Origin of the sequence: Bacteroides sp. GD17, from assembly GCF_038448625.1 — a bacterium.
In the GTDB taxonomy this organism is placed as follows: domain Bacteria; phylum Bacteroidota; class Bacteroidia; order Bacteroidales; family Bacteroidaceae; genus Bacteroides.
This window is the reverse complement of the sequence record NZ_JBCEZS010000005.1, coordinates 383,188-407,958: the sequence shown is the minus strand read 5'-3', so window position 1 is coordinate 407,958 and position 24,771 is coordinate 383,188. Positions and strand designations below refer to the sequence as shown.

Annotated in this window: 19 protein-coding genes; 10 read left to right on the top strand and 9 right to left on the bottom strand. The window is 49.8% G+C overall.

The features are described 5' to 3' along the window. Positions 1 to 51 precede the first annotated feature (51 nt). The gene (locus tag AAE250_RS10655) at positions 52 to 4,107 is read right to left on the bottom strand and encodes a hybrid sensor histidine kinase/response regulator transcription factor (protein ID WP_294595811.1); all 4,056 of its coding nucleotides are present in this window, start codon (positions 4,105 to 4,107) and stop codon (positions 52 to 54) included. 204 nt (positions 4,108 to 4,311) lie between these two features. Here AAE250_RS10655 and AAE250_RS10650 point away from each other — a divergent pair, with 204 nt between their 5' ends. From AAE250_RS10650 to AAE250_RS10630, 5 genes are all read left to right on the top strand, one after another. After that, positions 4,312 to 5,835, top strand: coding sequence for a hypothetical protein (locus AAE250_RS10650; RefSeq protein WP_294595813.1), 1,524 nt, complete (start codon positions 4,312 to 4,314; stop codon positions 5,833 to 5,835). A gap of 23 nt (positions 5,836 to 5,858) precedes the next feature. Then, positions 5,859 to 8,894, top strand: coding sequence for a SusC/RagA family TonB-linked outer membrane protein (locus tag AAE250_RS10645; RefSeq protein WP_294595815.1), 3,036 nt, complete (start codon positions 5,859 to 5,861; stop codon positions 8,892 to 8,894). Between the two features lie 11 nt (positions 8,895 to 8,905). Next, positions 8,906 to 10,564, top strand: coding sequence for a RagB/SusD family nutrient uptake outer membrane protein (locus tag AAE250_RS10640; protein ID WP_294595817.1), 1,659 nt, complete (start codon positions 8,906 to 8,908; stop codon positions 10,562 to 10,564). 332 nt (positions 10,565 to 10,896) lie between these two features. After that, on the top strand, positions 10,897 to 12,504 hold the full coding sequence (locus tag AAE250_RS10635) for a glycoside hydrolase (RefSeq protein WP_294595820.1): 1,608 nt from the start codon (positions 10,897 to 10,899) through the stop codon (positions 12,502 to 12,504). A 127-nt stretch (positions 12,505 to 12,631) separates the two neighbouring features. Then, on the top strand, positions 12,632 to 15,070 hold the full coding sequence (locus AAE250_RS10630) for a sugar-binding domain-containing protein (protein ID WP_294595983.1): 2,439 nt from the start codon (positions 12,632 to 12,634) through the stop codon (positions 15,068 to 15,070). 179 nt (positions 15,071 to 15,249) lie between these two features. On the opposite strand, the gene AAE250_RS10625 is transcribed toward AAE250_RS10630, so the two are convergent. Genes AAE250_RS10625 through AAE250_RS10615 form a run of 3 tightly spaced genes read right to left on the bottom strand, consistent with a single transcriptional unit; the run spans position 15,250 to position 16,751 of the window. Beyond that, positions 15,250 to 16,023, bottom strand: a complete 774-nt coding sequence (locus AAE250_RS10625; RefSeq protein ID WP_294595823.1) for a biotin--[acetyl-CoA-carboxylase] ligase — start codon at positions 16,021 to 16,023, stop codon at positions 15,250 to 15,252. Next, positions 16,007 to 16,363 carry an MmcQ/YjbR family DNA-binding protein gene (locus AAE250_RS10620; RefSeq protein WP_294595825.1) on the bottom strand — a complete coding sequence of 119 codons (357 nt, stop codon included), beginning with the start codon at positions 16,361 to 16,363 and terminating at the stop codon, positions 16,007 to 16,009. Before AAE250_RS10620 ends, AAE250_RS10625 begins: the two co-directional genes overlap by 17 nt. 22 nt (positions 16,364 to 16,385) lie before the next feature. Then, on the bottom strand, positions 16,386 to 16,751 hold the full coding sequence (locus AAE250_RS10615) for a YraN family protein (RefSeq protein WP_294595985.1): 366 nt from the start codon (positions 16,749 to 16,751) through the stop codon (positions 16,386 to 16,388). Positions 16,752 to 16,845: 94 nt separating this feature from the next. Between AAE250_RS10615 and AAE250_RS10610 the strand changes: the two genes are divergently transcribed. Both AAE250_RS10610 and AAE250_RS10605 read left to right on the top strand, forming a co-directional pair. Then, entirely contained in the window at positions 16,846 to 17,079 is a 234-nt protein-coding gene (locus tag AAE250_RS10610; protein WP_294595826.1) for a hypothetical protein, read from the top strand. 2 nt (positions 17,080 to 17,081) lie between these two features. Continuing rightward, on the top strand, positions 17,082 to 17,516 hold the full coding sequence (locus tag AAE250_RS10605) for a nucleoside deaminase (protein WP_294595828.1): 435 nt from the start codon (positions 17,082 to 17,084) through the stop codon (positions 17,514 to 17,516). Positions 17,517 to 17,526: 10 nt separating this feature from the next. Here AAE250_RS10605 and AAE250_RS10600 read toward each other — a convergent pair whose 3' ends face one another. From AAE250_RS10600 to AAE250_RS10590, 3 genes are all read right to left on the bottom strand, one after another. Then, a complete protein-coding gene (locus tag AAE250_RS10600; protein WP_294595830.1) occupies positions 17,527 to 17,802 on the bottom strand; it encodes a DUF4834 family protein in 276 nt (91 codons plus the stop codon). Positions 17,803 to 17,870: 68 nt separating this feature from the next. After that, positions 17,871 to 18,578: a CDP-diacylglycerol--serine O-phosphatidyltransferase gene (pssA, locus tag AAE250_RS10595; protein ID WP_294595832.1), complete on the bottom strand. Its 708-nt coding sequence runs from the start codon at positions 18,576 to 18,578 to the stop codon at positions 17,871 to 17,873. Positions 18,579 to 18,591: 13 nt separating this feature from the next. Then, complete coding sequence (locus AAE250_RS10590; protein ID WP_294595834.1) at positions 18,592 to 19,275, bottom strand: phosphatidylserine decarboxylase family protein; 684 nt, start codon at positions 19,273 to 19,275, stop codon at positions 18,592 to 18,594. Between the two features lie 172 nt (positions 19,276 to 19,447). Here AAE250_RS10590 and dnaE point away from each other — a divergent pair, with 172 nt between their 5' ends. From dnaE to AAE250_RS10575, 3 genes are all read left to right on the top strand, one after another. Continuing rightward, positions 19,448 to 23,242 carry a DNA polymerase III subunit alpha gene (dnaE, locus tag AAE250_RS10585; protein ID WP_294595836.1) on the top strand — a complete coding sequence of 1,265 codons (3,795 nt, stop codon included), beginning with the start codon at positions 19,448 to 19,450 and terminating at the stop codon, positions 23,240 to 23,242. A gap of 86 nt (positions 23,243 to 23,328) precedes the next feature. Beyond that, the gene (gene trxA, locus AAE250_RS10580) at positions 23,329 to 23,643 is read left to right on the top strand and encodes a thioredoxin (RefSeq protein ID WP_294595838.1); all 315 of its coding nucleotides are present in this window, start codon (positions 23,329 to 23,331) and stop codon (positions 23,641 to 23,643) included. A 47-nt stretch (positions 23,644 to 23,690) separates the two neighbouring features. Continuing rightward, complete coding sequence (locus AAE250_RS10575; RefSeq protein WP_294595840.1) at positions 23,691 to 24,023, top strand: hypothetical protein; 333 nt, start codon at positions 23,691 to 23,693, stop codon at positions 24,021 to 24,023. 61 nt (positions 24,024 to 24,084) lie between these two features. Here the strand turns inward: AAE250_RS10575 and AAE250_RS10570 are convergent, their stop codons facing one another. Together AAE250_RS10570 and tsaE are read right to left on the bottom strand one after the other, a co-directional pair. Continuing rightward, positions 24,085 to 24,303 (bottom strand): immunity 17 family protein, encoded by a 219-nt coding sequence (locus AAE250_RS10570; protein WP_294595842.1) that lies wholly within the window; start codon positions 24,301 to 24,303, stop codon positions 24,085 to 24,087. Between the two features lie 26 nt (positions 24,304 to 24,329). Further along, the gene (tsaE, locus tag AAE250_RS10565; RefSeq protein WP_294595844.1) at positions 24,330 to 24,755 is read right to left on the bottom strand and encodes a tRNA (adenosine(37)-N6)-threonylcarbamoyltransferase complex ATPase subunit type 1 TsaE; all 426 of its coding nucleotides are present in this window, start codon (positions 24,753 to 24,755) and stop codon (positions 24,330 to 24,332) included. Positions 24,756 to 24,771 lie beyond the last annotated feature (16 nt).

Genomic DNA, 24,771 nt, shown 5'->3' with positions numbered 1-24,771 from the left:
AAGTTTCTACAAAAGTAGCAAAAGTTTCGATTATAATCGAAACTTTTGCAGTTATTTCCCTGCATTCTCCTTCAGCTTCTTCAGATACTCCGAAGGTATGCAACCGAATTCCTCCTTGAAGCATTGGCGGAAGTAGAACAGGTTGTTGATGCCTACCTTGAACGCTATTTCGGAGATATTGTATTTCCCTTCCAACAGGAACTGTTCGGCAAACTTCATCCTTACTTTGCGGACGTACTCGTTGGTAGATAGCCCGGTGAGCGCTTTCATCTTGCGGTAGAGGGTGGAGCTGCTCATACACATCTTGTCCGAGAGGTAACCGATATCTATCTTGTCCGAAGACAAGCGTTCTTCTATCAGTTGGTTGATTTTCTGAATAAACTCATTGTCCAGTTTGTTGAGCGACTCTGCGATGACGGTGGACTTGTTGTTGATGGCGGCGTTGGTGCTGAAATGTTCCGCCAACTTACGGCGCGACTGGAGCAGGTTGTCGATGCGGCTGCGCAGCAGGCTGGCGCTGAACGGCTTGGTCAGGTAGGAATCAGCACCTACCTGGTAGCCTTCTTCTTTGTCCTTCAGCGAGTCTTTGGCCGTCAGCAGTATGATGGGGATGTGGCTGGTGCGTACATCCTTCTTCAATTCCCGGCACATCTCGTTGCCGTCCATTACCGGCATCATGATGTCGCTGACGATGAGGTCGGGTATGTATTTCAGTGCGCTTTCTTTGCCCAGCTTCCCGTTGGCGGCTGTCTTTACTTCAAAGCTGTCGGAGAAAGACTCGGCAATGTAGTCGCAAATGTCCGGATTGTCTTCCACAATCAGCAATATGGGTTTGTCGTTGGTGGGAGTTTCTTCTTCCCGCGGCTTTTCTGCGGCCGGCAGTTCGCTTTCTTCTATTTGCGAGTCGGCACGCAAAGCATTCGGGTAACAGTTGTCCGTCAGCAGGCTGATGCAGAAGGTGCTGCCCGAGTTGAGTACACTGTCTACACGTATCTCTCCTTCGTGCAGCGTCACCAGGTTCTTCACCAATGACAGGCCGATGCCGGTGCCCGATGCCTGGTGCTTGCCTCCTTCCTGATAATAACGGTCGAAGATGTGCGGCAATGCCTCCGGCTTGATGCCATATCCGGTGTCGCTTACCCAGATGTCTGTATAGTTCACTTCGGCACGCACGGACTGGCGGATGCCCAGGGTGATGCTTCCTTTCTCGGTATATTTCAGTGCATTGGATATCAGGTTGTCCAGGATGGTGTTGATGATTTCCTTGTCGAAGTACATCGGTATGTTTTCGTTCTCTACGTCGAGGTGGATGGCAACTTCCGCTTTCCGGTTCAGTTCCTTGTACTTCAGACCGATTTCGTGGATCAGCGTCACTATATTGCCCCGGCTTACGCAGAGTTTCTTGTTCTGCGTCTCTGTCTTTCTGAATTCCAGTATCTGGTTGATAAGGTTCAGCAGCCGGATGGCACTTTGATGGATGACGGATATCTTCTGAGCGTCTTTGGTAGACAATGAATTATTCTTCTGAATGTCCTCCAGCGGTCCCAGTATCAGTGTGAGCGGGGTGCGCAACTCGTGCGTGATGTTGGTGTAGAAGCGCAGCCGCTCGTTGTTCAGTTCCTGTTCGCGCAGGTGGCTCTGTTTTTCCAGTTTGTACAGAGCTTCGGCATGCAGCCGTTTCTTATAAACGTATAGGACGGCAAACAAGATGGTGAGGCTCAGCAGGATGTAGAACGACTTTGCCCACCACGTAAGCCAGAGGGGAGGGGCTATGTGTATGTTCAGTGAGGTGGTTTCGTCCGACCATTCCTGGTTGCGCATCCGGGTCTTCACCAGGAACTGGTATTTTCCCGGAGGAAGGTTGCGGAAGGTGACGTTGTTGGGGTCGGTCAGGGTGTACCACGAATTTTCCAGTCCTTTCAGCATGTAGGCATATTCCACTTGGTTCACCAAGGCATAGTTCTGTATGTTGAAGGTGATGCTGAAACTGTTTTGCGTATATTTCAATTCGATGTTGTGCTGCCCGTTCATGGTAATGGTGTTCTGGTTGTTGGTCGGGTAGTTGATGGGGTCGGATATCTCTATGTTGGTGATGAAGGCGGGAGGAGACTTCCGCTCTTGCAGCACAAATTCGGGGTTGAAGTAGCACAAGCCGTTGATGGAACCGAAATAGAGGTTGCCGTCTTGCCCGTAGGTCACGCTGCCACGGCTGAAGCTTCCCATAGGGAGGTTGTCGTGGTGGTCGTAGTTATAGAAAGTTTCTTTCTCATTGATGAAGCAGCTGATGCCCTTGTTGGTGCTGACCCAGATGTTGCCGGCTTTGTCTTCGCTGATGGCATGTATGTGCGTGTTTACAAGTCCGTTTTCGCGCTGGTATACTTTGTAATTCCGGTCGGTCAGCGAAGGAAAACAGACTAACCCTTCTCCGGTGGCTACCCAAAGTCGTTTCCGGCTGTCTTCGAAGAGGGCATTGATGGTGTTTGAGGGAAAGTGGTCCTGCACATTGAAGAGTTTGAGGTCCTTGAACTCCGAGTCGTACAGTCCCAACCCGGCGCCGAAGAAACCTACCCATACTTGCCCTGCGCTGTCTTTCAATACACATCGTGCCAGGTTGTTTTCCTTATCATAATGTCCTATTATAGACATGTTGTTCGGGTTTATGAGGTATACGCCTTCGCTGGTACCTACCCAGATGTTGCCTTGGCGGTCTTCATAGAAAGAGCGTACGTCGGCATAGGACTTGTCTTTCGGAAAGACTTGCCGGAAGCTCTTGGTGTGCGGATTATAATGGATGATTCCTCCGAAGAACAGACCGAACCACAAACCGCCTTTCGAGTCGCAGAGTGCGGCTTGCACCGTGTTGTTGCTCATAATCCCGTTCTGGGCATTATAGACGGCTATGCGTTTTCCTTTGCTGAATATGTTGATACCTCCGCCATCGGTACCTATCCACAGGTTTCCGCTTTTGTCCATGCAGACGCCCGAAGCTATCTTACCGGTCAGGCTATTGTTGGTAGAGGGAAAAGGAGAGTACCTGTAGGTGCTGAAGAGCGACGGCTCACGCCGGATGAAGTTGATGCCGCCTCCCCAGGAGCCTGCCCACACATTGTCGAAAGAATCCTGGAACAGGCATCGCACGCTGGGGTTGGACAATCCGTATTCGTCGTCTCCTTCCTTGATAAGTTGCAGGTGGATTTGGCTGGAAGAATGGTAGAGGCGTTGCGACAGATCCAGTATGGCGATGCCGCCGAACTCCATAGCTACCCATAGTTTGTTGTTATCCAGTTGCCGAACGTCGTATATACGGTGCGACATATTCTTCATGTCGTCGTTGAAGGGGATAAAGTTTTCGGCTTCCGGGTCGAACAGTGCCAGTCCCCTGTCGGTCCCTACCCATATATTGCCGTTCTTGTCTTTATGGATGCAGTTCACTTCATTGCCGGGGAGACTGTTCGCATCTTGCGGATTGTTTATGAAGTTCTTTACTGTCTTGTCTTTTAAGGACAGTACGCTGAAGCCGCTGTGCACGTGGCCTATGTAGAGCTGCCCGTTCTCGCCGTCGGCAACGGACCAGATGTGATTGCTGGCCAGTCCGGGTACGGTCTCCGTATTGTAGTGGGTGAATTTGCCAGTTTGCTTGTCGAAGTAATCGACTCCTTGCCAATAGGTGCAGATCCAAAGGTTGCCGTCGGCGGCGGCGACTACCTTGGTTATATCGTCGGTAATCAGGCTTTCGGGATTCTTTTCATCGTGCTTGTAGATGGTGAAGGTGTCGGTGATATAATTGTAGGCATTGAGCCCTGCCCGTTGGGTGCCTATCCATAAAATGGAATCGACGGGGTCGTCCAGCAGGTAGTTCAGTTCGTTGCCGGTGATGCTCTGCTTGCCGGTGGTTTCCTCTTTATAATAAGGTATGAAACGAATGCCGTCAAATTTATTCAAGCCTTCTTCCGTGGCGAACCATAGATAGCCTTTCTTGTCTTGGGCGATGCTTACAACGTGATTGTTGGACAGTCCTTCCCGGATGCCCAGTTGTTTGATAGTATAAGGTTGTGCTGATAATGCACATGGCAGACATAGTAGGATGGATAGTAGTAGCTTCTTCATAACAGGTTGTTTTTCATTGTATGACCCAAAAATACGAATAAAATCTTTAGATGATATATACAAATCGTGCATTGACGGATTTGTATGCCCTCTCTGCAAGATTTATACAGTCTTTGAAACAGATTTTGGCATAAGTTTGCACAGCCGATTATAATAAGTCGGCGGCAAAATGTACTTTTTTGTTTAACTTTAATAATAATATGTATGAAGAAGCATTTCTTTAATGCCACTTTCCTGGCATTGTTATCGCTGGCTTTATGGACAACGGGATGTAGCGACGATGACGGCTATCCCGATGTGGACGGACAGAGTCCGACAATGACATTAGCGACAGAACACATTGAGTCCGGTGCCGGTCATCGGTTCACGATCGAAGGAACCTTGGCCGACAAGGACGGCATTGCATCCGTCAGTTTGCAATGTGCAGATCTCCATCTGAACAAAACCATTGATTTGATTGAAATCTATGGTGCTCCTCAGGAAACGTATGATTTGAGTTACTATTTCGACATCAGTAGAGACGAAATAGGCGAACGCTTTACGGTAAAGGTTACGGTGACGGACGTTGGCGGCCGCAGTGTGTCACAAGATGTATTGGTTACGATGGACGGTGACTTTGCTGCTCCTGCGTTCACGGTTGCTCCGGATGCGGCTGTTACAGTGTTGATTAAGAATGAGACAAAGTTCAACTTGAATTTTACGGTTACAGATGACCGTATATTGGATTATGTGATTATCAATATTCCCGGTATAGAGGGTTTTGACAATCGCAGGTTGGATGCCAATGGGAAGTCCTCACTGAGCTTTGCAGAGAAAATTATTCTGCCTAACGAGGTGCAGAGCTATAACTTGACGATGCTGGCCGTAGATGCGAAAGGGAACGAAACGACTGCTACCAGTGTAATCAGTGTTTCGGAGATGCCCGATTTTCCGAAGATGTATCTGGCTGACGTGAAGACGGTGGCCGAGTTGAACAGTGATGTCTTTGGTGTACCTATGTTGATTAACCATACAGGCGAATTCCAATACCGGGCGCGTTACTATAATAAGGCTGCCGGCACGGAAATCTTCTTCTTGCCGCAGAAGACGGACTTCACGCCTATTTGCTTCGGCCTCGATCCGGAAGACAGCAGTAAGCTGACTGACGACCCGGAAGTAGCCAAGCCTATTGTTCTTGATGAGGCAGGTGTATATTATGAGATTGATATCAACGTAATCAATTCTACCTATAGTATGCGTACTTATCCGGTTACTGAAGCCACAAACCCGATGAACTACGAGTATGGTAAACCTTGTTTCGACCGTTGGGAGAATGGGGAATCGCTCATTGATTTCTACATTGGTTGGGGAGGTTCTCCACAAGATGCGGGCAATCATATCTTTGTGCAAGATGCCACTAATCCGCACCTTTTCTATTATCCGGCAAACGGTGAGACCTGGACGCTTGAGGCAGGAGAAGAGCTTAACTTTATCATCTCCAATTACCATCCCGATGGCTGGTGGGATCATGTGGAATGGCGTTGCGACAACTCTACGGAGATTGAAAAGATCGGCTATTTCAGCAAGAAAGGTGATGTCAATCCTAATTGGGAAGGTACGAATATGCGTTGGGCGGATGGAACTGCCGTCGGTGATAATTGGCTGAAGCCTACTGTCGTCAATTATGGCAACTACCGTTTTGAGTTTGACGCTCATCTGGGAAGAGGTAAAATTGTTCCCGCTAATTAATAAGTAACATTAGATTGAATAATATGAAAAAGCAGATATTATTATTGTGTCTTGCGTTGATAAGCCTATGCAGCTATGCGCAGACCACTGTGAAGGGTGTAGTGACTTCGGCTACGGACAAGGAGCCGCTGATTGGGGCAACCGTACAGATTAAGGGCTCCGGTGCGGGTACTATTACCGGTCTTGACGGTGATTATTCGCTGATGAATGTGGAAAAGAATGCTGTACTGGTATTTTCGAGTATCGGTTATGAGACACAGGAAATACAAGTCGGTGGCAGAACCGTGATTAATGTAGTGCTGAAAGAATCAAGCGAACTGCTGGACGAAGTGGTGGTGATAGGTTACGGTGCCGTGAAGCGGAGTGACCTGACCAGCTCCATTGCTACCGTGAAGGGAGAAGAAATCACCGAAACCGTGACCGGTAATGCCATGGATGCCTTGCAGGGTAAGATAAATGGTGTGCAGGTGACCAGTGGTGGTGGCCCGGGTACACAGCCCAAGGTGTTGATTCGTGGTGTCACTACGGTGAACGGAACCGACCCGCTCTATGTGGTGGACGGCATGCCGGTAGGTACGAACATCAACTTCCTGAACAGCAACGACATCGAGTCTATGGAAGTTTTGAAAGATGCTTCGGCTGCCGCCATCTACGGTACGCGTGCTTCTAACGGTGTAATTTTGATTACTACCAAGAAAGGTGTTGCAGGAAAGACGAATATCAGTTTCAGCGCATCGGCCGGTTTCCAAACGCTGTCCAAGCCCAAAGTAGCCAATGCTGCCGAATATAAGGAAGTGTTCAATACCCGCTATACAAACGATGGCGGTACTTCCATCTGGAATGATACCGGCGCTACGACTAATCCCAGCGGTACCGACTGGTGGAACGAAGTCATCAACAAGACTGCCTTGATGCAGAACTACTCGCTGAACATCTCCGGTGGTACGGACAAGTTGGTTTATAACCTCAGTGTGGGTTACTTCCGTAACGACTCGCAGTACGACTACGGTTATTGGGATAAGATCAATGCCCGCCTCAATACGGAGTACACCTTTAACAAGTATGTGAAGATGGGCTTCGACATCGCTCCGCGCGTAGAATCATGGGATGATACCCCCAATCTTTTCTCGGCTGCCATGTCTATGGACCCTACGACTCCGGTATTCAAGCCGCAGGATAAGTGGGTGGACAATGAGTTCAACAACTATCAACGTTCTTATAACAATCAGGAATGGAATCCGGTGGGTTCATTGTCACGTCAGAATGGACATTCGCGCGAAATGGGTGCCATCGTGAATACTTATTTGCAGATCAACCCGATTCAGAAACTTACATTGCGCACACAATTCGGTGCCAATGCACACTTCCGCCGCTCGGATGGATTTACTCCGGAATTCTATATCGACGCATTGGAACAATCTACACTGAGCAACGTTTCTCGCGAGATGCAGGAATGGCTGGACTGGAACTGGACCAACACGGCTACCTACAGTGATACTTTTGCCGAAAAGCATAACATCAACGTGATGGGTGGTTTTACGGCCGAGCGTTTTGCTTGGTTCCAATCAAAGGCTTCGCGCGATGACGTGCCCAATAATATGGACCAGATGCATGAAGTGAATGCCGGAACGCAGAATCAAAAGGCAGATGGTACGACAACTTACAGTACCCTGGTATCATACTTGGGACGTGTGATGTATAATTACGACAGCCGCTACTACCTGACGGCATCTATCCGTGCCGATGGTTCTTCCCGCTTCCCCAAAGGTAATAAGTACGCTCTCTTCCCTTCTGTATCTGCTTCATGGCGTATCATCAGCGAGAGCTTCATGGAAGACCAGAAGGTATTCAATAACCTGAAACTCCGTGGTGGATGGGGCCGTGTCGGTAATCAGAACATCGACAACGATGCTACGCTGACTCTGCTTGGACAATCGGACTATGTATTCGGTGCAACTCCCGGCCGTGTGACCGGTACGATGGTATCGGGTGTGGGAAACAATCAGCTGAAGTGGGAAACCGTGGAAGACTGGAACGTAGGTGTAGACATGTCGTTCCTCAACTCCCGCCTGGACGTGACTTTTGAATATTTCCAGAAGAAGTCCAGTGATATGCTCTATCAGAAGCAGAATATCTTTGCTATCGGTTATCCCGACTGGAACAGTACCGTATGGATGAACATCGGTAGCATGAAAGCCAGTGGTTGGGAATTGAGCCTGAACTGGCGCGACAAAGTGGCCGACTTCCGCTATAACGTAGGTCTGAACCTTTCGGCAGTAAGAAACAAGGCTATCAAGTTCTCCGGTGACGGTCCTATCCTGACAGGAGGATTCAACAGCGACCAGATTATCCGCAACGAAGACGGCGGTTTGATTTCACGCTTCTACGGCTACGAAGCCGACGGCATCTTCCAGAACTGGGAAGAAGTCTATGCACATACCAATGAGAATGGTAAATTGATACAAGACAAGGCACAACCGGGTGACATCCGCTTTAAAGACCGGAATCATGACGGCACACTGGACGAGAATGACAAGACATGGATCGGAAATCCGTATCCCGACCTGATGGTAGGCTTGAATCTGGGCTTCAACTATAAGAACTTCGACTTCACGGCCAACTTCTACGGTACATTCGGTAATGACATTTACAACAAGACCAAAGGCTTGTATTCCGGCGTGAGCGGTCAGAACGTATGGGCAGGTACATTGCAGAAAGCATGGCATGGTGAAGGAACCAGCAACGACATCCCGCGCCTGTCGTACAACGACTTGAATCAGAACTACACACGTGTATCGAGCTTCTTTGTAGAAGATGGTTCGTACATGCGCTGCAAGCTGTTGCAACTGGGTTATACCCTTCCGAAGAAACTGGTAGGTGGAGCCGAACTTCGTCTGTCGTTCTCGGCTCAGAATCCTTTCACCATCACCGGTTACTCGGGTATGGACCCCGAACGTCCGCAGATTGGTAATAACGGTAGCGTAATCGAAACCGGTATCGACGGTATCGCTTATCCTAACCCGCGTACTTTCTTGTTTGGCATTGACTTTAAATTTTAATATAGTAGACTATGAAACAGATATTAGCAATATTGACATTGATTGCCACGCTGATGTTCACTTCTTGTGACGACTTCCTGACGGAGGATGTACGCGGGCAACAGAACCTTGATACTTACTTCCAGAGCGTGGAAGAAGCCGAGTCGTTCATCACCGGCTGCTATCAGGCCATTACCTTTGGCGGTTGGTGGAACATCAATACCGTGTGGCTGCTCTCCGAAATGTGCAGCGACGACGGCTGGATGGGGAATACGAGCCAAAGCCAGAGCGACTACATCTCCCTGGCGCACTATCAGGGAACGGGACAGAGCAACGGCGCCATCTCCAACTTCTGGCAATACCGTTACAAAGGCATCTTGCGCTGCAACGTAGCTGTAGAGCGTATTTCGCAGGCCGAGTTCTCGGACGAGGCGATGAAGAACCGCCTGGTGGCCGAAGCCCGCTTCCTGCGCGGATACTTCTACTTCGAGCTGGTGAGGAACTTTGGCGGTGTGCCTCTTGTTACGAGCTTCTTGCTGCCCGAAGAGATACAGGGCATTACCCGTGCTTCGGCAGAGGATGTATATAAGTTCATCGAAGACGACCTGAAGGCTGCTGCCGACGTACTGCCGCAACGTAGCGCGTATGCTGCTTCGGACATGGGACGTGCTACACGCGGTGCTGCCTTGGGCTTGCTGGGAAAGGTTTATCTTTATCAAGACAAGTGGCAGGATGCGCATGACGTGCTGAAGACTGTCATCGACGAGAACCAGTATAAGCTGCTCGACAACTTTGGTGACGTGTGGAGCGTAGACCACAACAACAGTGAAGAAAGCCTGTTCGAAGTGCAGTATATGTATGATGGTACTTACTCCCTGGGTGGTGCATTGACCGTAATCACCGGTGCGCGCAACGGCCCGGGCGACGGTTGGTCTTGGGGACAACCTACCGCTAACCTTGAGCAAGCTTATATTGATGCAGGTGATACGGAGCGCCTCCGCTGGACCATCATCAAGACCGGATGTACCGAGATTGCCGGTGAGGATAACTTCGATGCATTCGTCCAGAACAGCAAGGACATGGCCCTCTACGATACGTATATCGAGAAATATGGCTGGGACCCCGATTGCTATATCATCGACCCGGCACAGCACAAGTCGGCACGTATCGTCCGCAAGTACTTTGTGCCTATGGACAAGCGTCCCGAGGTATATAACATCGACAAGATTCCTCTCGATCACCGCATCCTTCGCTATGCCGATGTGCTGCTGATGTATGCCGAGGCTTGCAATGAACTGGGCGATGACGCTTCGGCACGCACATCTCTCAATCAGGTGCGCAAGCGCGTCAAACTGGCTGAGGTTACAGCCAGCGGCAGCGAACTCCGCAAGGCCATCCGCTTGGAACGCCGTCTGGAACTGGCTTGGGAACAGAACCGCCTCTACGACATCCGTCGCTGGACCGATGATAACGGCAAGAAGATGATCAGTAACCTGATGGGCGTAAACGGTACCTTCGTGAAGTATAACACTGATGCCGCCACCCGCGACTCTTACGAATGGGAAAACCAGGGCGAAGCCAGTGACAAGGGTATCGGTTTCAACGAGAACCGCGACTTCGTATTCCCGATTCCGCTGTACGAAATCACGATGTCCAACGGTTCTATCGTTCAGAACCCGGGCTGGAATTAACCCTTTCCCTCACCTCCTCGGTGTGCGGAAGTGCAAGACAGAGCCCTGTTTTCCGTTTCCTCGGTATGTGGAAGTACAAAACAGGGGTCTGTTTTCCGTTTCCTCGGTGTGCGGAAGTACAAAACAGAGGTCTGTTTTCCATTTCCTCGGTGTGTGGAGGTACAAAACAGGGTCTGTTTTCCGTTTCCTCGGTGCGCGGAGGTGCAAGACAGGGGTCTGTTTCCTGTTTTCCGGTGCGCGGAGGTGCAAGACAGAGGTCTATCTTCCGTTTTTCGGGTGCCCGAAGGTGTGCGAATTACTCAATAGGTCTTATTTAATCATATTAGAATACCATGAAACTGAAATGTTTTTTCATCCTTCCGCTGTTTATCTCTGCCATGGCTTGCAGCGACGACTCTCCCGCAACACCCGATACGCCCGATACCCCCGACGGACCGGATATTACGAACAGTGTGGAGAAACTGGTAACCATCGATGCCGGTCAAACCTTCCAGACGATGGCCGGATTCGGTGCCTCGGACTGCTGGTCGCCTGCCTACGTAGGCCGCTCCTGGACTTCGAGCCGTGCCGGCATTACCGAACTTCTTTTCTCCTCGGAAATAGTGAACGGCAAGCCGAAGGGGATTGGCCTTTCACAATGGCGCGTCAACCTGGGCGGCGGCACTGCACAGCAAGGTGAGGCGAGCGGTCTTGAGGATAAATCCCACCGTGCAGAGTCTTACCTGACCGACGACCTGACGCTGGACTGGACCCGCTGCGAAGGGCAGCGCTACTTTATGAACCGTGCCAAGGAACTGGGATGCAGCAACTTCATTCTTTTCAGCAATACGCCTCCCGTGCAATATACCTACAACGGCAAGGGCTTCTCCGCCCAAGGCGGCACTTCCAACTTGAAACCGGAACATTACGGCGACTTTGCCCGATACATGGCCGACGTGGCTGACCACTATGCGAGCGAGGGCTACAATGTAAGCCACATCTCACCCGTCAACGAACCGCAGTACAACTGGGACAGCGGTCAGGAAGGCAGTGGTTGGACCAACGATGAAGTAGCCCGCCTGGCGCGCGAACTGGATGCGGCACTCTCCGCGAAAGGCCTTTCCACCGACATCCTGCTGGGCGAGTCCGGCGATTGGGAATACCTCTACAAGACGAAGACCGACGCCAACCGTAGCAATGTCCTGTCTGCCTTCTTCACCCCCGGCTCTACGGCCTACGTAGGCGACCTGTCCCATGTGAAGAACCTCATCTGCGGACATAGCTACTGGACCGACGGCACTTGGGACGGTATGCGCAGCGTGCGCCGTCAACTTGCCCAAGCCGCCGAGCGCTACGGTGTCGACGTGTGGCAGAGCGAGTGGAGTATGCTGGGCGATGGCTATAGCAGTTCCGAATTCGTAGGCTACGATGCGGCGAGTGAAATGGACATCGCCCTCTATATGTCGAAGGTTATCCACAACGATCTCACCGTGGCCGGCGTTTCTTCCTGGAGCTACTGGACCTCGATAGACGCACCCCGGTGGGGACATAAGAACCGCTTTCTCCTGATTTCGCTCATGCCCGCCGGCGGCGAGTACGGCGACATCGAGCAGGAAGGCAGCTATCAGGCCACCGCTACACTCTGGGTGCTTGGCAACTACAGCCGGTTCATCCGTCCGGGCTACCGGCGCATTGCGCTCCAGCTGAATGAGTCGCGCAGCTTCTTCGGCTCTGCCTGGATGTCGCCCGAAGGCGATAAGATAGTAGCTGTCTATACCAACCTGGCCGAGAAGAATGTCCGCCTGACCGAGACACATGCCGGGTGGAGCGGCGAGGCGAAGGCGATAACCACCTACACCACTACGGGAAGCAAGAACCTTCAGGAAGGCACCGTTGCGGCAGGAGGACAGGTGGTGCTGGAAGCAGGCAGCGTAACGACCGTAGTTTATAGCTTGCGATAGCCGATTCCCCCTCATATTGAACGATATGTGGTGTCTTTTGCATGATAAGTAATCCTTTGCCCGATAGAAAAGGGCTACCTTTGCTACCCAAGGATATTGTTTAACTTCAAATATAATAGGTATGAAAATGTATATTAAGAATTTGATGGCTGCCGTTCTATTCCTGATTGCGGCTTCTGCAGCAATTTCGGCGCAGGCGCAGGTCTCGTTCGGTGATGCCGCGAAATTCAATGACGGTTGGCTGTTCCAACTGACAGACGACCCGGCCATCGCCCAGCCCTCGTTCGACGACGGCGGATGGCGCAAACTGATGCTGCCGCATGACTGGTCCGTCGAAGGACAACTGTCGCCCTCGCTGGCAAGCTGCACCGGCTACTTGCCCGGCGGCATAGCCTGGTATCGCAAGCACTTCCGCGTGACGGACGATGCTGCCCGCCACTACATCTATTTCGAAGGCGTCTACAACCGCAGCGAAGTATATCTGAACGGACATCTGCTGGGCAAGCGCCCCAACGGTTACGTCTCTTTCCTTTATGATATGACCCCTTACTTGAAAGAAGGCGACAACGTACTGGCTGTCCGCGTAGACCACAGCCGCTATGCCGATTCGCGCTGGTACACCGGTTCGGGCATCTACCGCGACGTATGGCTGGTGGCCGCTCCCGAAACGCATCTTGCCCAGTGGGGAGTGACCTGGCATGCCGCTTCACTGACCGACCGGCAGGCTACCGTAGCCGTCGGCATGGAGGTGGAGAAGCATGTGGCAACGAACGACAAGCTTGAATTGTCGGCAGCCCTGTATGATGCCGCAGGCAAACTGGTAGCACAACGTCGCACGCGTGTGGCCGACGGCCGGCAAGGCATAACCAAAGCTGCCCTCTCTCTGAAAGTCTCCAATCCTCATCGCTGGAATCTGGATGACCCTTATCTCTATACGTTGAAGACAGAATTGTTCAGCAACGGCAAGCGCATTGACGGCAGCGAAACCCAAGTAGGCCTCCGCACACTGGACTTTGATGCCAATAAAGGCTTTGCCCTCAATGGCCGCTGGATGAAGGTAAAAGGCGTATGCCTGCACCATGATGCCGGCGTGCTGGGTGCCGTAGTGCCCGAAGAAGTCTGGGAACGCCGCCTGAAGAACCTGAAGGAGATAGGTGTCAATGCCATCCGCATGAGCCACAATCCGCAGGCGCCGGTTCTTTATGACCTGTGCGACCGTTTGGGATTCCTCGTAATGGACGAAGTTTCGGACGAATGGGAATTCCCGAAACGCAAATGGGTGGAAGGCTGGAACGTAGGTACGCCGAGCTTCGACGGCTCCTTCGACTTCTTTGAGGAGTGGATAGAGCGGGACATTACCGATATGGTGCGCCGCGACCGCAACCATCCCTCCATCTTCTTGTGGAGCATCGGCAATGAGGTGGATTACCCCAACGACCCATATTCTCATCCCGTCCTCGACGGCTCTAAAATCAATCAGCCTATGTTTGGCGGTTACAAGCCCGATGCCCCCGACGCCATGCGCATCGGAGTCATTGCCAAGCGCCTGGCGGCTTGTGTACGTGCAGTGGACACTTCCCGCCCCGTGACCGGAGCCCTGGCAGGTGTTGTCATGTCCAACGAAACAGAATATCCCGATGCAGTGGATGTAGTGGGGTATAACTATACGGAAGATCGCTACGACATGGACCATACCACTTACCCCAACCGCGTTATCTACGGAAGCGAAACAGGTTCCGGCATTGATGCCTGGTATGCCGTGAAGAACAAGGACTTTATCTTCGGACAGTTCATCTGGACGGGTACGGACTATCTTGGTGAGTCGGGTCGCTGGCCTTCCCGCGGGCTGAACACCGGATTGCTCGACTTCGGCAGTTTCCCCAAACCCCGCGCCCATTTCCGTGCTTCGCTTTGGAGCGAGAAACCGGTTACTTATATCGGTACCTACCCTGCGTACAGTAATCCTCGATATCCGAATCGCACCTACTTATCTCCCGATGCATTAGATGTTTGGAACTACGATCCGGGACAGAATATCCGTGTGGTTTGTTACACCAATGCTCTGCAGGCGCGCCTGCTGCTCGACGGAAAAGTAGTGGGAGAGATGAAACCTTACGACGAAAAGACCGGCATTATCTATTGGGACATTCCTTATCAGGCTGGAGAACTGCGTGCCGAGGGTTGCGATGCAGCCGGAAATGTTCTGTCCAACTATACGATCAAGACATCCGGCCGTCCTTATGCGCTGCGCGTCACTGCCGACCGCACCACGCTTTCCAAGGACCGTGCCACGGCACACATCACGGTAGAAGTGGTGGATGAACATGGCACCATCGTGAAGTTGGGCGATAATAACATTACTTGCCACATCGAAGGCCCGGCCCGCCTGCTCGGTCTCGAAGGTTCCGACAATAGCGATATGGGAGATTATACGGACAATCGCCAGCGTGTGTACCACGGACGTTTGCTGGCATACATACAGACCGTGGGAGAGGCAGGAACGGTGCGTGTGAAGTTTACTTCGCCTCTTCTGCAAGGAGCAGAGGTGGTGCTTGAGGCAGAGTAGTGCTTTGCTGCGCACGTTATGCTATGAGGTTGTATCAAAACTAAATTCAGCTTTCATTCTGTCATTCAGAGGGCTTTAACCCGAAGAATCTTCTCCCATTATGATGAGAGAAGGGATTCTTCACTTCGTTCTGAATGACAGAATGATATGTCTATCAAAGTTTTGATACAACCTCATTGTTACAGAATATATTGAACCTCTTTAAATAAGTATTCCCTTTCCTTTCCGCTCTCATCTTCGAGCACAAACCGTCCGTCTTGTTCTACGCGCAGCAGGCGGGCAAGGAACCGTCCGTTGGCATCTTCGTAAGGATGGAAGTCTCGGCGACGGAAGAGCGAACGGGCATAGCGGGTGGAAATCTCATCGGAATAGATGGCGAAATCTTCCATTTGCAGCCCCTTATAGTAGATTTCTACACGTCTCAGGATGTGGGCGAGTATCTCGTAGCGGTCGTGCTCCTTTCCGGTGATCTGCCGCAAAGAAACGGGGTTGGGGGCATCACTTTGAAATGTCTCCTGGTTGATGTTTATTCCGATACCGGAAATGCAGCGCTGGATGCAGTGCCCGGAGAGGTCGTTCTCTATCAGTATGCCGCAGATCTTCTTGTCCCTCCAATAAATATCGTTCGGCCATTTGATGGTAAATTCATTCGACCATCTGCTCAGTTCTTCCTTGATGGCAAGAGAGACGATTTGCGAAAGGATGAACTGGCGGCGCGCTTCCAGGAAACTAGGGTAAAGTACGAAGCTGAAGAGCAGGTTCTTGCCTTCTTCGGCTTCCCAAGTATTGCCGCGCTGGCCTTTGCCGGCGGTTTGGAATTCGGAGGTAACGGTGGTAAGTTCGGCAATGCCTTCTTGCAGGTCGTTGCACAGCCGGCTGAGATATTGGTTCGTGGAATCCGTCTTATCCAAGGCAATCAGCGGGTAGGGGAATGTTTCAGGGCAGGGCTTCATATTCGGCACGCATTTTCTTAGTGAATTTCTTCAATACTTCTTCGATAGAGTGGTCTATCAATTGTTTTATCAGCTTATCATCAGCATCACCGTTCAGGGCAACCTGATTCCAGTATTTCTTGTTGAAGTGATAAGCCCCTTCAATGGCAGAATAGCGTTCGCGCAGTTCGAGCGCGTATTCCGGGTCGCATTTCAAACAGATTTTGTTGGCACCTTCCAGGTCGATGAGTGCAAACATCTTATCCATGACTTTCATCACAAGCGAGTATTCGTCGAACGGGAGGCATTCGGTGACTGCCTTCTTGCTGAGGCAATATTCGCGGGCGGTTTCTATATCCATTGGTCTTTAGTATTAAGTTAGTTCAGAACATCGGCGGATAAAAGGCTTCTTTGATATGCTCTATCTTGAAAGCACCGGCATCTCCTATAGCCGTGATGATATCGAAACGGACGGGAGCGTCTATGCAGAAGTGCTTGATGTAGGCATCGGCCGCCACGACAATACGGCGTATTTTCTGCCAGTTCACCGCTTCCTGCGGTTCGGCGTAATCCGTATTACTGCGGGTTTTCACTTCCACTATGATCAGTTCTTCATCCTTGGCGGCAACAATGTCCAGTTCCAGATGGTTCTTCCGCCAGTTCCGGTCGCGTATGGTATAACCGTTACGTTCCAGATATGCTACTGCGGCGTCTTCTCCTGCTTTTCCCAGGGCGTTGTGTGCTGCCATTGTTTCTTTTCCTTTCATTTTTAGCCGTTTCGATACAAAATTAATCTTTTTTCTGTTTTGTTTTTACAGAAGTAAACGTATTTTTGCAGGAAATATGAGAAAGAGAGATAAAATGTGTGCAAAAGCAACGCCCGAAGAGCCGAAGCGTGAACAGCGCATGGTGTGCTTGATGAGCGAAGAGGAACAGCGGATTGTGGACCGTTATCTTGAGAAATATAAGATAACGAACAAGTCGCGTTGGCTCAGGGAGACTATTCTCATGTTTATCCACAAGAATATGGAGGAGGATTATCCGACGCTGTTTGGCGAGCACGATATGAGGAGGTGATTATGGATGATAAGCACTATATGAAGCAAGCACTCCTCGAAGCGCAAAAGGCAGGTGAAGGGGGCGAAGTGCCCGTGGGTGCAGTGGTAGTTTGCAAAGACCGTATCATCGCCCGTGCCCATAACCTGACAGAAACACTGACAGATGTCACTGCACATGCCGAAATGCAGGCCATTACTGCCGCAGCCGCCACACTCGGCGGGAAATACCTGAATGAATGTACGCTGTATGTAACCGTAGAACCTTGTGTGATGTGTGCCGGTGCCATTGCTTGGGCACAGATGGGAAAGCTTGTATTCGGTGCGGAAGATGAGAAACGGGGATATCAACGTTTTGCCCCGCAGGCGCTGCATCCTAAAACGGTGGTAGTAAAGGGAATATTGGCCGAAGAATGTGCTCTACTAATGAAAGAGTTCTTTGCAGCCAAACGGCGCTAACCCGTAATTACTAATCTTTTACTTCCTCAAAATCCACATACTCCCCTTCATCTTTAGAGAACAGCTTTTTATGCCTGGGGCGTAGTTCGCCTTCTTCAGGCTCTGTTTCATTGGAAGATGAATGTGAGGTCTGTTCGTTCTTATTATAGGCATATCCGCCGGAAGAGGAAGATGTACGGCGGCCGCCCAATCCGAAGATACTCCGGACAACAGTGCCGATAATGCTGAGGCCAATGAGCAGAATGGCGATTATAATGATAAATAAGAATCCTAAAATGTGAAACATGGGCTAATGTCTTTTTATGCGTTCGTTTTATACGAACTATAACACAACAACCGTGCCAAAGATTTTGTTTATTTACTTTTTCTTGTAATAAGAGAAAGTAGGATATACCAGACGATTATTGCTGCGAAGCTGCAAATCCCTAAAAAGATAAGGAACGGAATGCATACAATCAAGAAAATAAAACTTACCTTATTGTCTTTCCACGACAGACTTTTAAACTTCAGGGAGAACATCGGAATCTCGGCAACCAGCAACCACGAGAAAAGGCAAACCAGCAGCAGCAAGTAGACTGGATGGAAGCTGTCGGATGTCAGGAGATCGTGCGCACCCGTCACCAGCGAAGCCCAGAACAGCGCATTGGCCGGAACCGGAAGTCCTACAAAAGAACTTGTCTGGCGGGTATCGTTATTGAACTTTGCCAGTCGTAATGCCGAAAATACAGATAAAAGGAAGGCCAGGTAAGGAAAGAAAGCAGCTATGCTTTCCATCCAGCCCGGATATTGCATCTCTTTGAACAGGGAGAATACGATGAAAGAAGGAGCCACACCAAAACTTACATCATCTGCCAGGGAGTCCAGATCCTTTCCGATAACGGAGTGTGCATTCAATGCACGTGCCATCATGCCGTCAAAGAAATCGAATGTAGCACTGATAATGATGAAAGCGAGTGCCCATTCGTACTTAGCCTCGAATGCCATGACACAAGCAATGCACCCGGAGAACAGATTCAGGCAGGTCAGCGTATTGGGAATATGGCGGGTAATACAGTTTGGCATTGTAGTTTAGTTATTAAAGTTTGGCTATCACGGTTTGGTTACCGGTAGTCAGTTGTCCCAGTTTCACGAGCACTTCCGTGCCCAGCGGCAGAAATACATCTACACGGGAACCGAATTTGATGAAGCCCATGTGCTCGTCGATATAGCATTCGTCGCCCGGTTCGGCATAAGTCACGATGCGGCGTGCCATGGCTCCTGCTATCTGGCGTGCCATGATTTCCACACCTTCGGGAGTTTCTATCACGACGGTGGAACGTTCATTGTCGGTACTGGCTTTGGGCAGCCAGGCCTTCATGAACTTACCGTTTTTGTGCCATACCTTCTTCACGGTACCGTCCACCGGATACCAGTTGGCATGCACATTCACCAGGCTCATAAAGATAGATACCATGATGCGGCGGTCGTGAAAGTATTCGTTTTCTTCCACTTCCTCTACCACAACAATCTTGCCATCGGCAGGGGCTACTACTACTTTCTCTGTATCTTGTCCGAATAAGCGGATAGGACAGCGGAAGAAATTCACCAGTATTCCATATACTATGAGACTGACAGCCGCCACTACGTAAAAAGGAATTTTGCACTCCAGTCCGAAGAAAAGGATGGCGTTGACTGCCAGTATCAGCACCAGGCTGCCTGCCAATGTATGTGTCCCTTCACGGTGTATGCGTATCTTTTTTAATCTTTTTAATCGACCCATGTATATCGTATTTGCTATTTTAGAAAGAAATTATTTGCAAAAATAGACTTAATTTGAAAATCTAACAAGGATTTAGGGAGAGAAATGCAAGTGTTGATAACTTTTTGGGAAATATTTTTGTTAGGTGTTATATAGGTTGTACTTTTATGCTCTAAACAGAAAGGAACTATTTATGCAGGATTTTGTTCATTTACACGTCCATACCCAGTATTCGCTTCTGGATGGCCAGGCAAGCGTCAGCAGGCTGGTTGACAAGGCTATGAAGGATGGAATGAAGGGTATTGCCGTAACCGATCATGGCAATATGTTCGGTATTAAAGAATTCACCAATTACGTCAATAAGAAGAATAGCGGTCCGAAGGGAGAGATAAAAGATCTTAAAAAACGGATTGCCGGCATTGAGAGCGGTGAAATAGCATGCGAGGACAAAGATGCTGAAATTGCAGATTGCCGTGCAAAGATTGTGGAGGCGGAAAACAAGTTGTTCAAACCTATTATAGGTTGTGAGATGTATGTGGCACGCCGCACGATGGATAAAAGAGAAGGCAAACAGGACCAGAGCGGTTATCACCTGATAGTGCTGGCAAAGAATGAAAAAGGGTATCATAATCTGATTAAATTAGTATCCCGCGCGTGGACAAAAGGATATTACATGCGTCCGCGTACCGACCGCAGCGAGTTGGAAAAGTATCACGAAGGACTGATTGTCTGCTCGGCCTGTATCGGTGGGGAAGTTCCCAAAAGAATTATCAACGACCAACTGGAAGAAGCCGAAGAAGCCGTCCGCTGGTATAAGAATCTTTTCGGCGACGATTACTACCTGGAACTTCAGCGACATAAAGCTACCGTGCCGCGTGCCAACCACGAAGCCTACCCCTTGCAGCAAAAGGCAAATGCCAAACTGATGGAATATGCCAGGAAGTATAACATCAAACTGATCTGTTCCAACGACGTTCATTTTGTAGATGAAGAGAATGCCGAGGCGCACGACCGTTTGATTTGCCTCAGTACGGGCAAGGACTTGGATGATCCGAGCCGCATGCTCTATACCAAGCAAGAATGGATGAAGACAAAGGCGGAGATGAACGCCTTGTTTGAGGATGTTCCCGAAGCCTTGTCCAATACGTTGGAGATACTGGACAAAGTGGAATATTATTCCATTGACCATGCGCCCATCATGCCCACTTTCGCCATTCCCGAAGATTTTGGAACGGAAGAAGGATATCGCCAAAAATACACGGAGAAAGACCTGTTCGATGAATTCACCCAGGATGAAAATGGAAATGTCGTGCTGAGTGAGGAAGACGCCAAGGCAAAGATCAAACGTTTGGGCGGTTACGAGAAATTATACCGTATCAAGCTGGAAGCGGACTATCTGGCCAAACTGACTTTCGACGGGGCGAAGATTTTCTACGGCGATCCGCTGTCGGATGAAGTGATGGAACGCTTGAAGTTCGAGTTGCACATCATGAAGACAATGGGTTTCCCGGGATACTTCCTCATTGTGCAGGACTTTATTGCAGCAGGACGCAACATGGGAGTTTCTATCGGCCCGGGACGTGGATCGGCAGCCGGTTCGGCAGTGGCCTACTGCTTGCAGATTACAAAGATCGACCCTATCAAGTACGATTTGCTGTTCGAGCGTTTTCTGAATCCCGACCGTATTTCGTTGCCTGATATCGATATCGACTTCGATGATGACGGACGCGGCGAAGTGCTTCGTTGGGTGACCAATAAGTACGGGCAGGAAAAAGTGGCTCATATCATTACTTATGGTACGATGGCCACTAAACTTGCCATTAAGGACGTTGCCCGTGTGCAGAAGCTGCCGTTGTCGGAGTCCGACCGTCTGGCCAAATTGGTACCGGATAAGATACCGGACAAGAAACTGAATCTGAAGAATGCCATTGAATACGTACCCGAATTGCAAGCGGCAGAAGCCTCTCCCGATCCTTTGGTGCGTGATACGCTGAAATATGCCAAGATGCTCGAAGGTAACGTGCGCGGTACGGGTGTACATGCCTGCGGTACGATTATCTGCCGCGATGATATAACGGACTGGGTACCGGTAAGTACCGCCGATGACAAGGAGACGGGCGAAAAGATGCTCGTTACCCAATATGAAGGTTCGGTTATTGAAGACACGGGACTGATCAAGATGGACTTCTTGGGGCTGAAAACCCTGTCCATCATCAAGGAAGCCGTGACAAATGTGCGTCTGCACCGTGGCCTGGAACTGGATATAGATAAAGTACCCATTGACGACCCTGCTACTTATAAGTTGTATAGTGATGGCCGTACAGTCGGTACATTCCAGTTCGAGTCTGCCGGTATGCAGAAATACCTGCGGGAGTTGCAGCCTTCTACTTTCGAAGACCTGATTGCGATGAACGCTCTCTATCGTCCGGGACCGATGGATTATATCCCCGATTTCATTGACCGTAAGCATGGGCGTAAACCTATCGAGTACGATATTCCCGTTATGGAGAAGTACCTGAAAGATACGTATGGCATTACTGTATATCAGGAGCAGGTGATGCTTCTGTCCCGTCTGCTTGCCGACTTTACCCGTGGTGAATCCGACGCTTTGCGTAAGGCGATGGGTAAGAAGCTGCGTGACAAGCTGGACCACATGAAGCCGAAATTCATTGCAGGCGGACAAAAGAACGGACACGATCCGAAAGTGCTTGAGAAGATTTGGGCCGACTGGGAGAAATTTGCTTCCTATGCCTTCAACAAGTCTCATGCCACCTGCTATTCCTGGGTAGCCTACCAGACAGCCTACCTGAAGGCAAACTATCCGGCAGAATATATGGCCGCCGTCATGAGCCGAAGTTTATCGAACATCACCGATATCACGAAACTGATGGACGAGTGTAAGGCAATGGGCATCAATACATTGGGACCGGATGTAAATGAGAGTAACCTGAAGTTTACCGTTAATAAGGAAGGCAATATCCGCTTCGGACTCGGTGCCGTGAAGGGTGTGGGCGAAGGTGCCGTGCAGAGCATCATGGAAGAACGTGAGAAGAACGGCCCGTACACGGGTATCTTCGATTTTGTGCAACGCGTCAACCTGAATGCCTGCAACAAGAAGAACATCGAATGCCTTGCCTTGGCAGGTGGCTTCGACAGTTTCCCGGAGTTGAGCCGCGAGCAATATTTTGCCGTGAATTCAAAGAACGAGGTATTCATCGAAACACTGGTACGCTATGGCAACCGCTATCAGGCGGACAAGGCTGCTGCTGCCAATTCCCTGTTCGGTGGCGAAAATGTGGTTGACATTGCCACTCCGGAAATACTTCCGGCCGAACGTTGGAGCGACCTCGACCGTCTGAATAGAGAACGCGATTTGGTCGGTATCTATCTTTCTGCCCATCCGCTGGACGAATATTCCGTTGTTCTGGAGCATGTTTGTAACACGCACATGGCGGAACTGGAAGATAAAACGGCACTTGTAGGGCGTGAAATTACGATGGGAGGTATCGTTACTTCCGTACGTCGTGGCATCAGCAAGAACGGTAATCCTTATGGCATCGCCAAGATTGAGGACTATTCCGGTTCGGCAGAGCTTCCGTTCTTCGGCAATGACTGGGTAACCTATCAAGGATATCTCGGAGAGCGTACTTTCCTCTTTATCAAAGCTCGTTGCCAGCCCAAGCAATGGCGTCCGGAGGAACTGGAATTGAAGATAACCTCTATGGAACTGCTGCCCGACGTCAAGGAGAAGCTGATTGAGAAGATAACAATCCTCATCCCGCTCAGTGTACTGAACAAGGCTTTAGTAACCGAACTGGCAGTGCTTACGAAGGAACGCCCCGGCAATACGGAACTTTATTTCAAGGTGGTGGACCCGGACAGCAAGATGACTGTTGACCTGGTATCCCGTCCAGTGAAGCTTTCGGTAGGGCGCGATCTTATCACATATTTAAAAGAGCGCCCCGACCTTGAGTTTCGGATTAATTAATTATCTTTGCTTCATCAATGGAAGATTGGTATCTTAAAATTGATAGTGAACTAACGATTTATAGTTAATATTTAATATTAAAAGAAATGGCTTTAGAAATTACAGACAGCAATTTTCAGGAACTCCTGGCAGAAGGTAAACCTGTAGTTATGGACTTTTGGGCACCGTGGTGCGGACCTTGTAAGATGGTAGGACCTATCATCGATGAACTGGCAACCGAATACGAAGGTAAAGTGCTCATCGGCAAGTGTGACATCGATGAGAACAGCGATGTAGCCGCTGAATTCGGTATTCGCAACATCCCTACCGTATTGTTCTTCAAAGACGGAAAACAGGTAGACAAGCAGGTTGGTTCTGCTCCCAAGCCAGTCTTTGCAGGCAAGATAGAGGCACTGTTATAATGTACATTGTACCTTGTAAATGAACTAACCCTTTAAATAATAAAGATATGGGAATGGAAGACGATTTTTTGCAGAATGATGTCGATGACGAAAAGACCATCGAATACATCAAGAATTATTTGCCGCAGGAGTTGAAGGAGAAATTCTCCGACGACGAGTTCTATTATTTCCTCGATTTGATTGACGAGTACTATTCCGAGAGCGGCATCCTTGATGCACAGCCCGATGAGGATGGATACATCGAGATTGATTTAGGAAAAATCGTGGACTATATTGTCAAGGAAGCCCATAAAGATGAAATGGGTGATTATGATCCGGAAGAAATCCTCTTCATCGTACAGGGTGAGATGGAATATACGGAATCTCTTGGCGGAGAGTAGTCTGTTCGAAAACTATAAAGAAAACGCGGGTGAGCATCGGTTCATCCGCGTTTTTTTATGTCTATACTGCCGGTGGCGTATTCAGGAAGAAGAATATGGACGTGCCGATAAGGATAACGCCCAGTACACCATAAAACCAGCGTGCCTGTCGCCTGCCGACATTCTGTACGATAAACTGGGAGTTTCGGGCTGTGAAAAACCATTCCCAGTCGAGAATGGCGGCCAGCAGGGAGATAATGCCTGCTACGGCAAAGATTCCTTGGATGATATATTGGCTCACTTTTCAGAAAAGATTAAGGGGAGAGACTATCCCAGTTCTTCCATAGTGAGCTTGCGTTCACCATTCTCCACCTCTTCGATGGTGACTTTTACGGTATTTCCCGGAAGCAGTTCTTCAACCAATTCCGGCCATTCGATGAAGCAGAGGGCACCGCTGTAGAAGTAGTCCTCATATCCCATGTCGTACACTTCTTCCAGCTTCTTGATGCGGTAGTAGTCGAAGTGGTAAATCAGTTCGCCGGCCGTGTCGGAGCGATATTCGTTGACGATGGCAAAGGTGGGGGAGGTGATGACGTCTGAAACGCCCAGTTCCTCACAAACGGCTTTGATGAAGGTCGTTTTGCCGGCTCCCATTTTCCCGTAGAGAGCAAAGACGGTGTTGTCGCCCATAGCAGCGATGAACTGGCGGGCGGCTTCATGAATCTGGTCTAATGACTGAATTTTAATTTCCATGTGTAATCTGTGATGA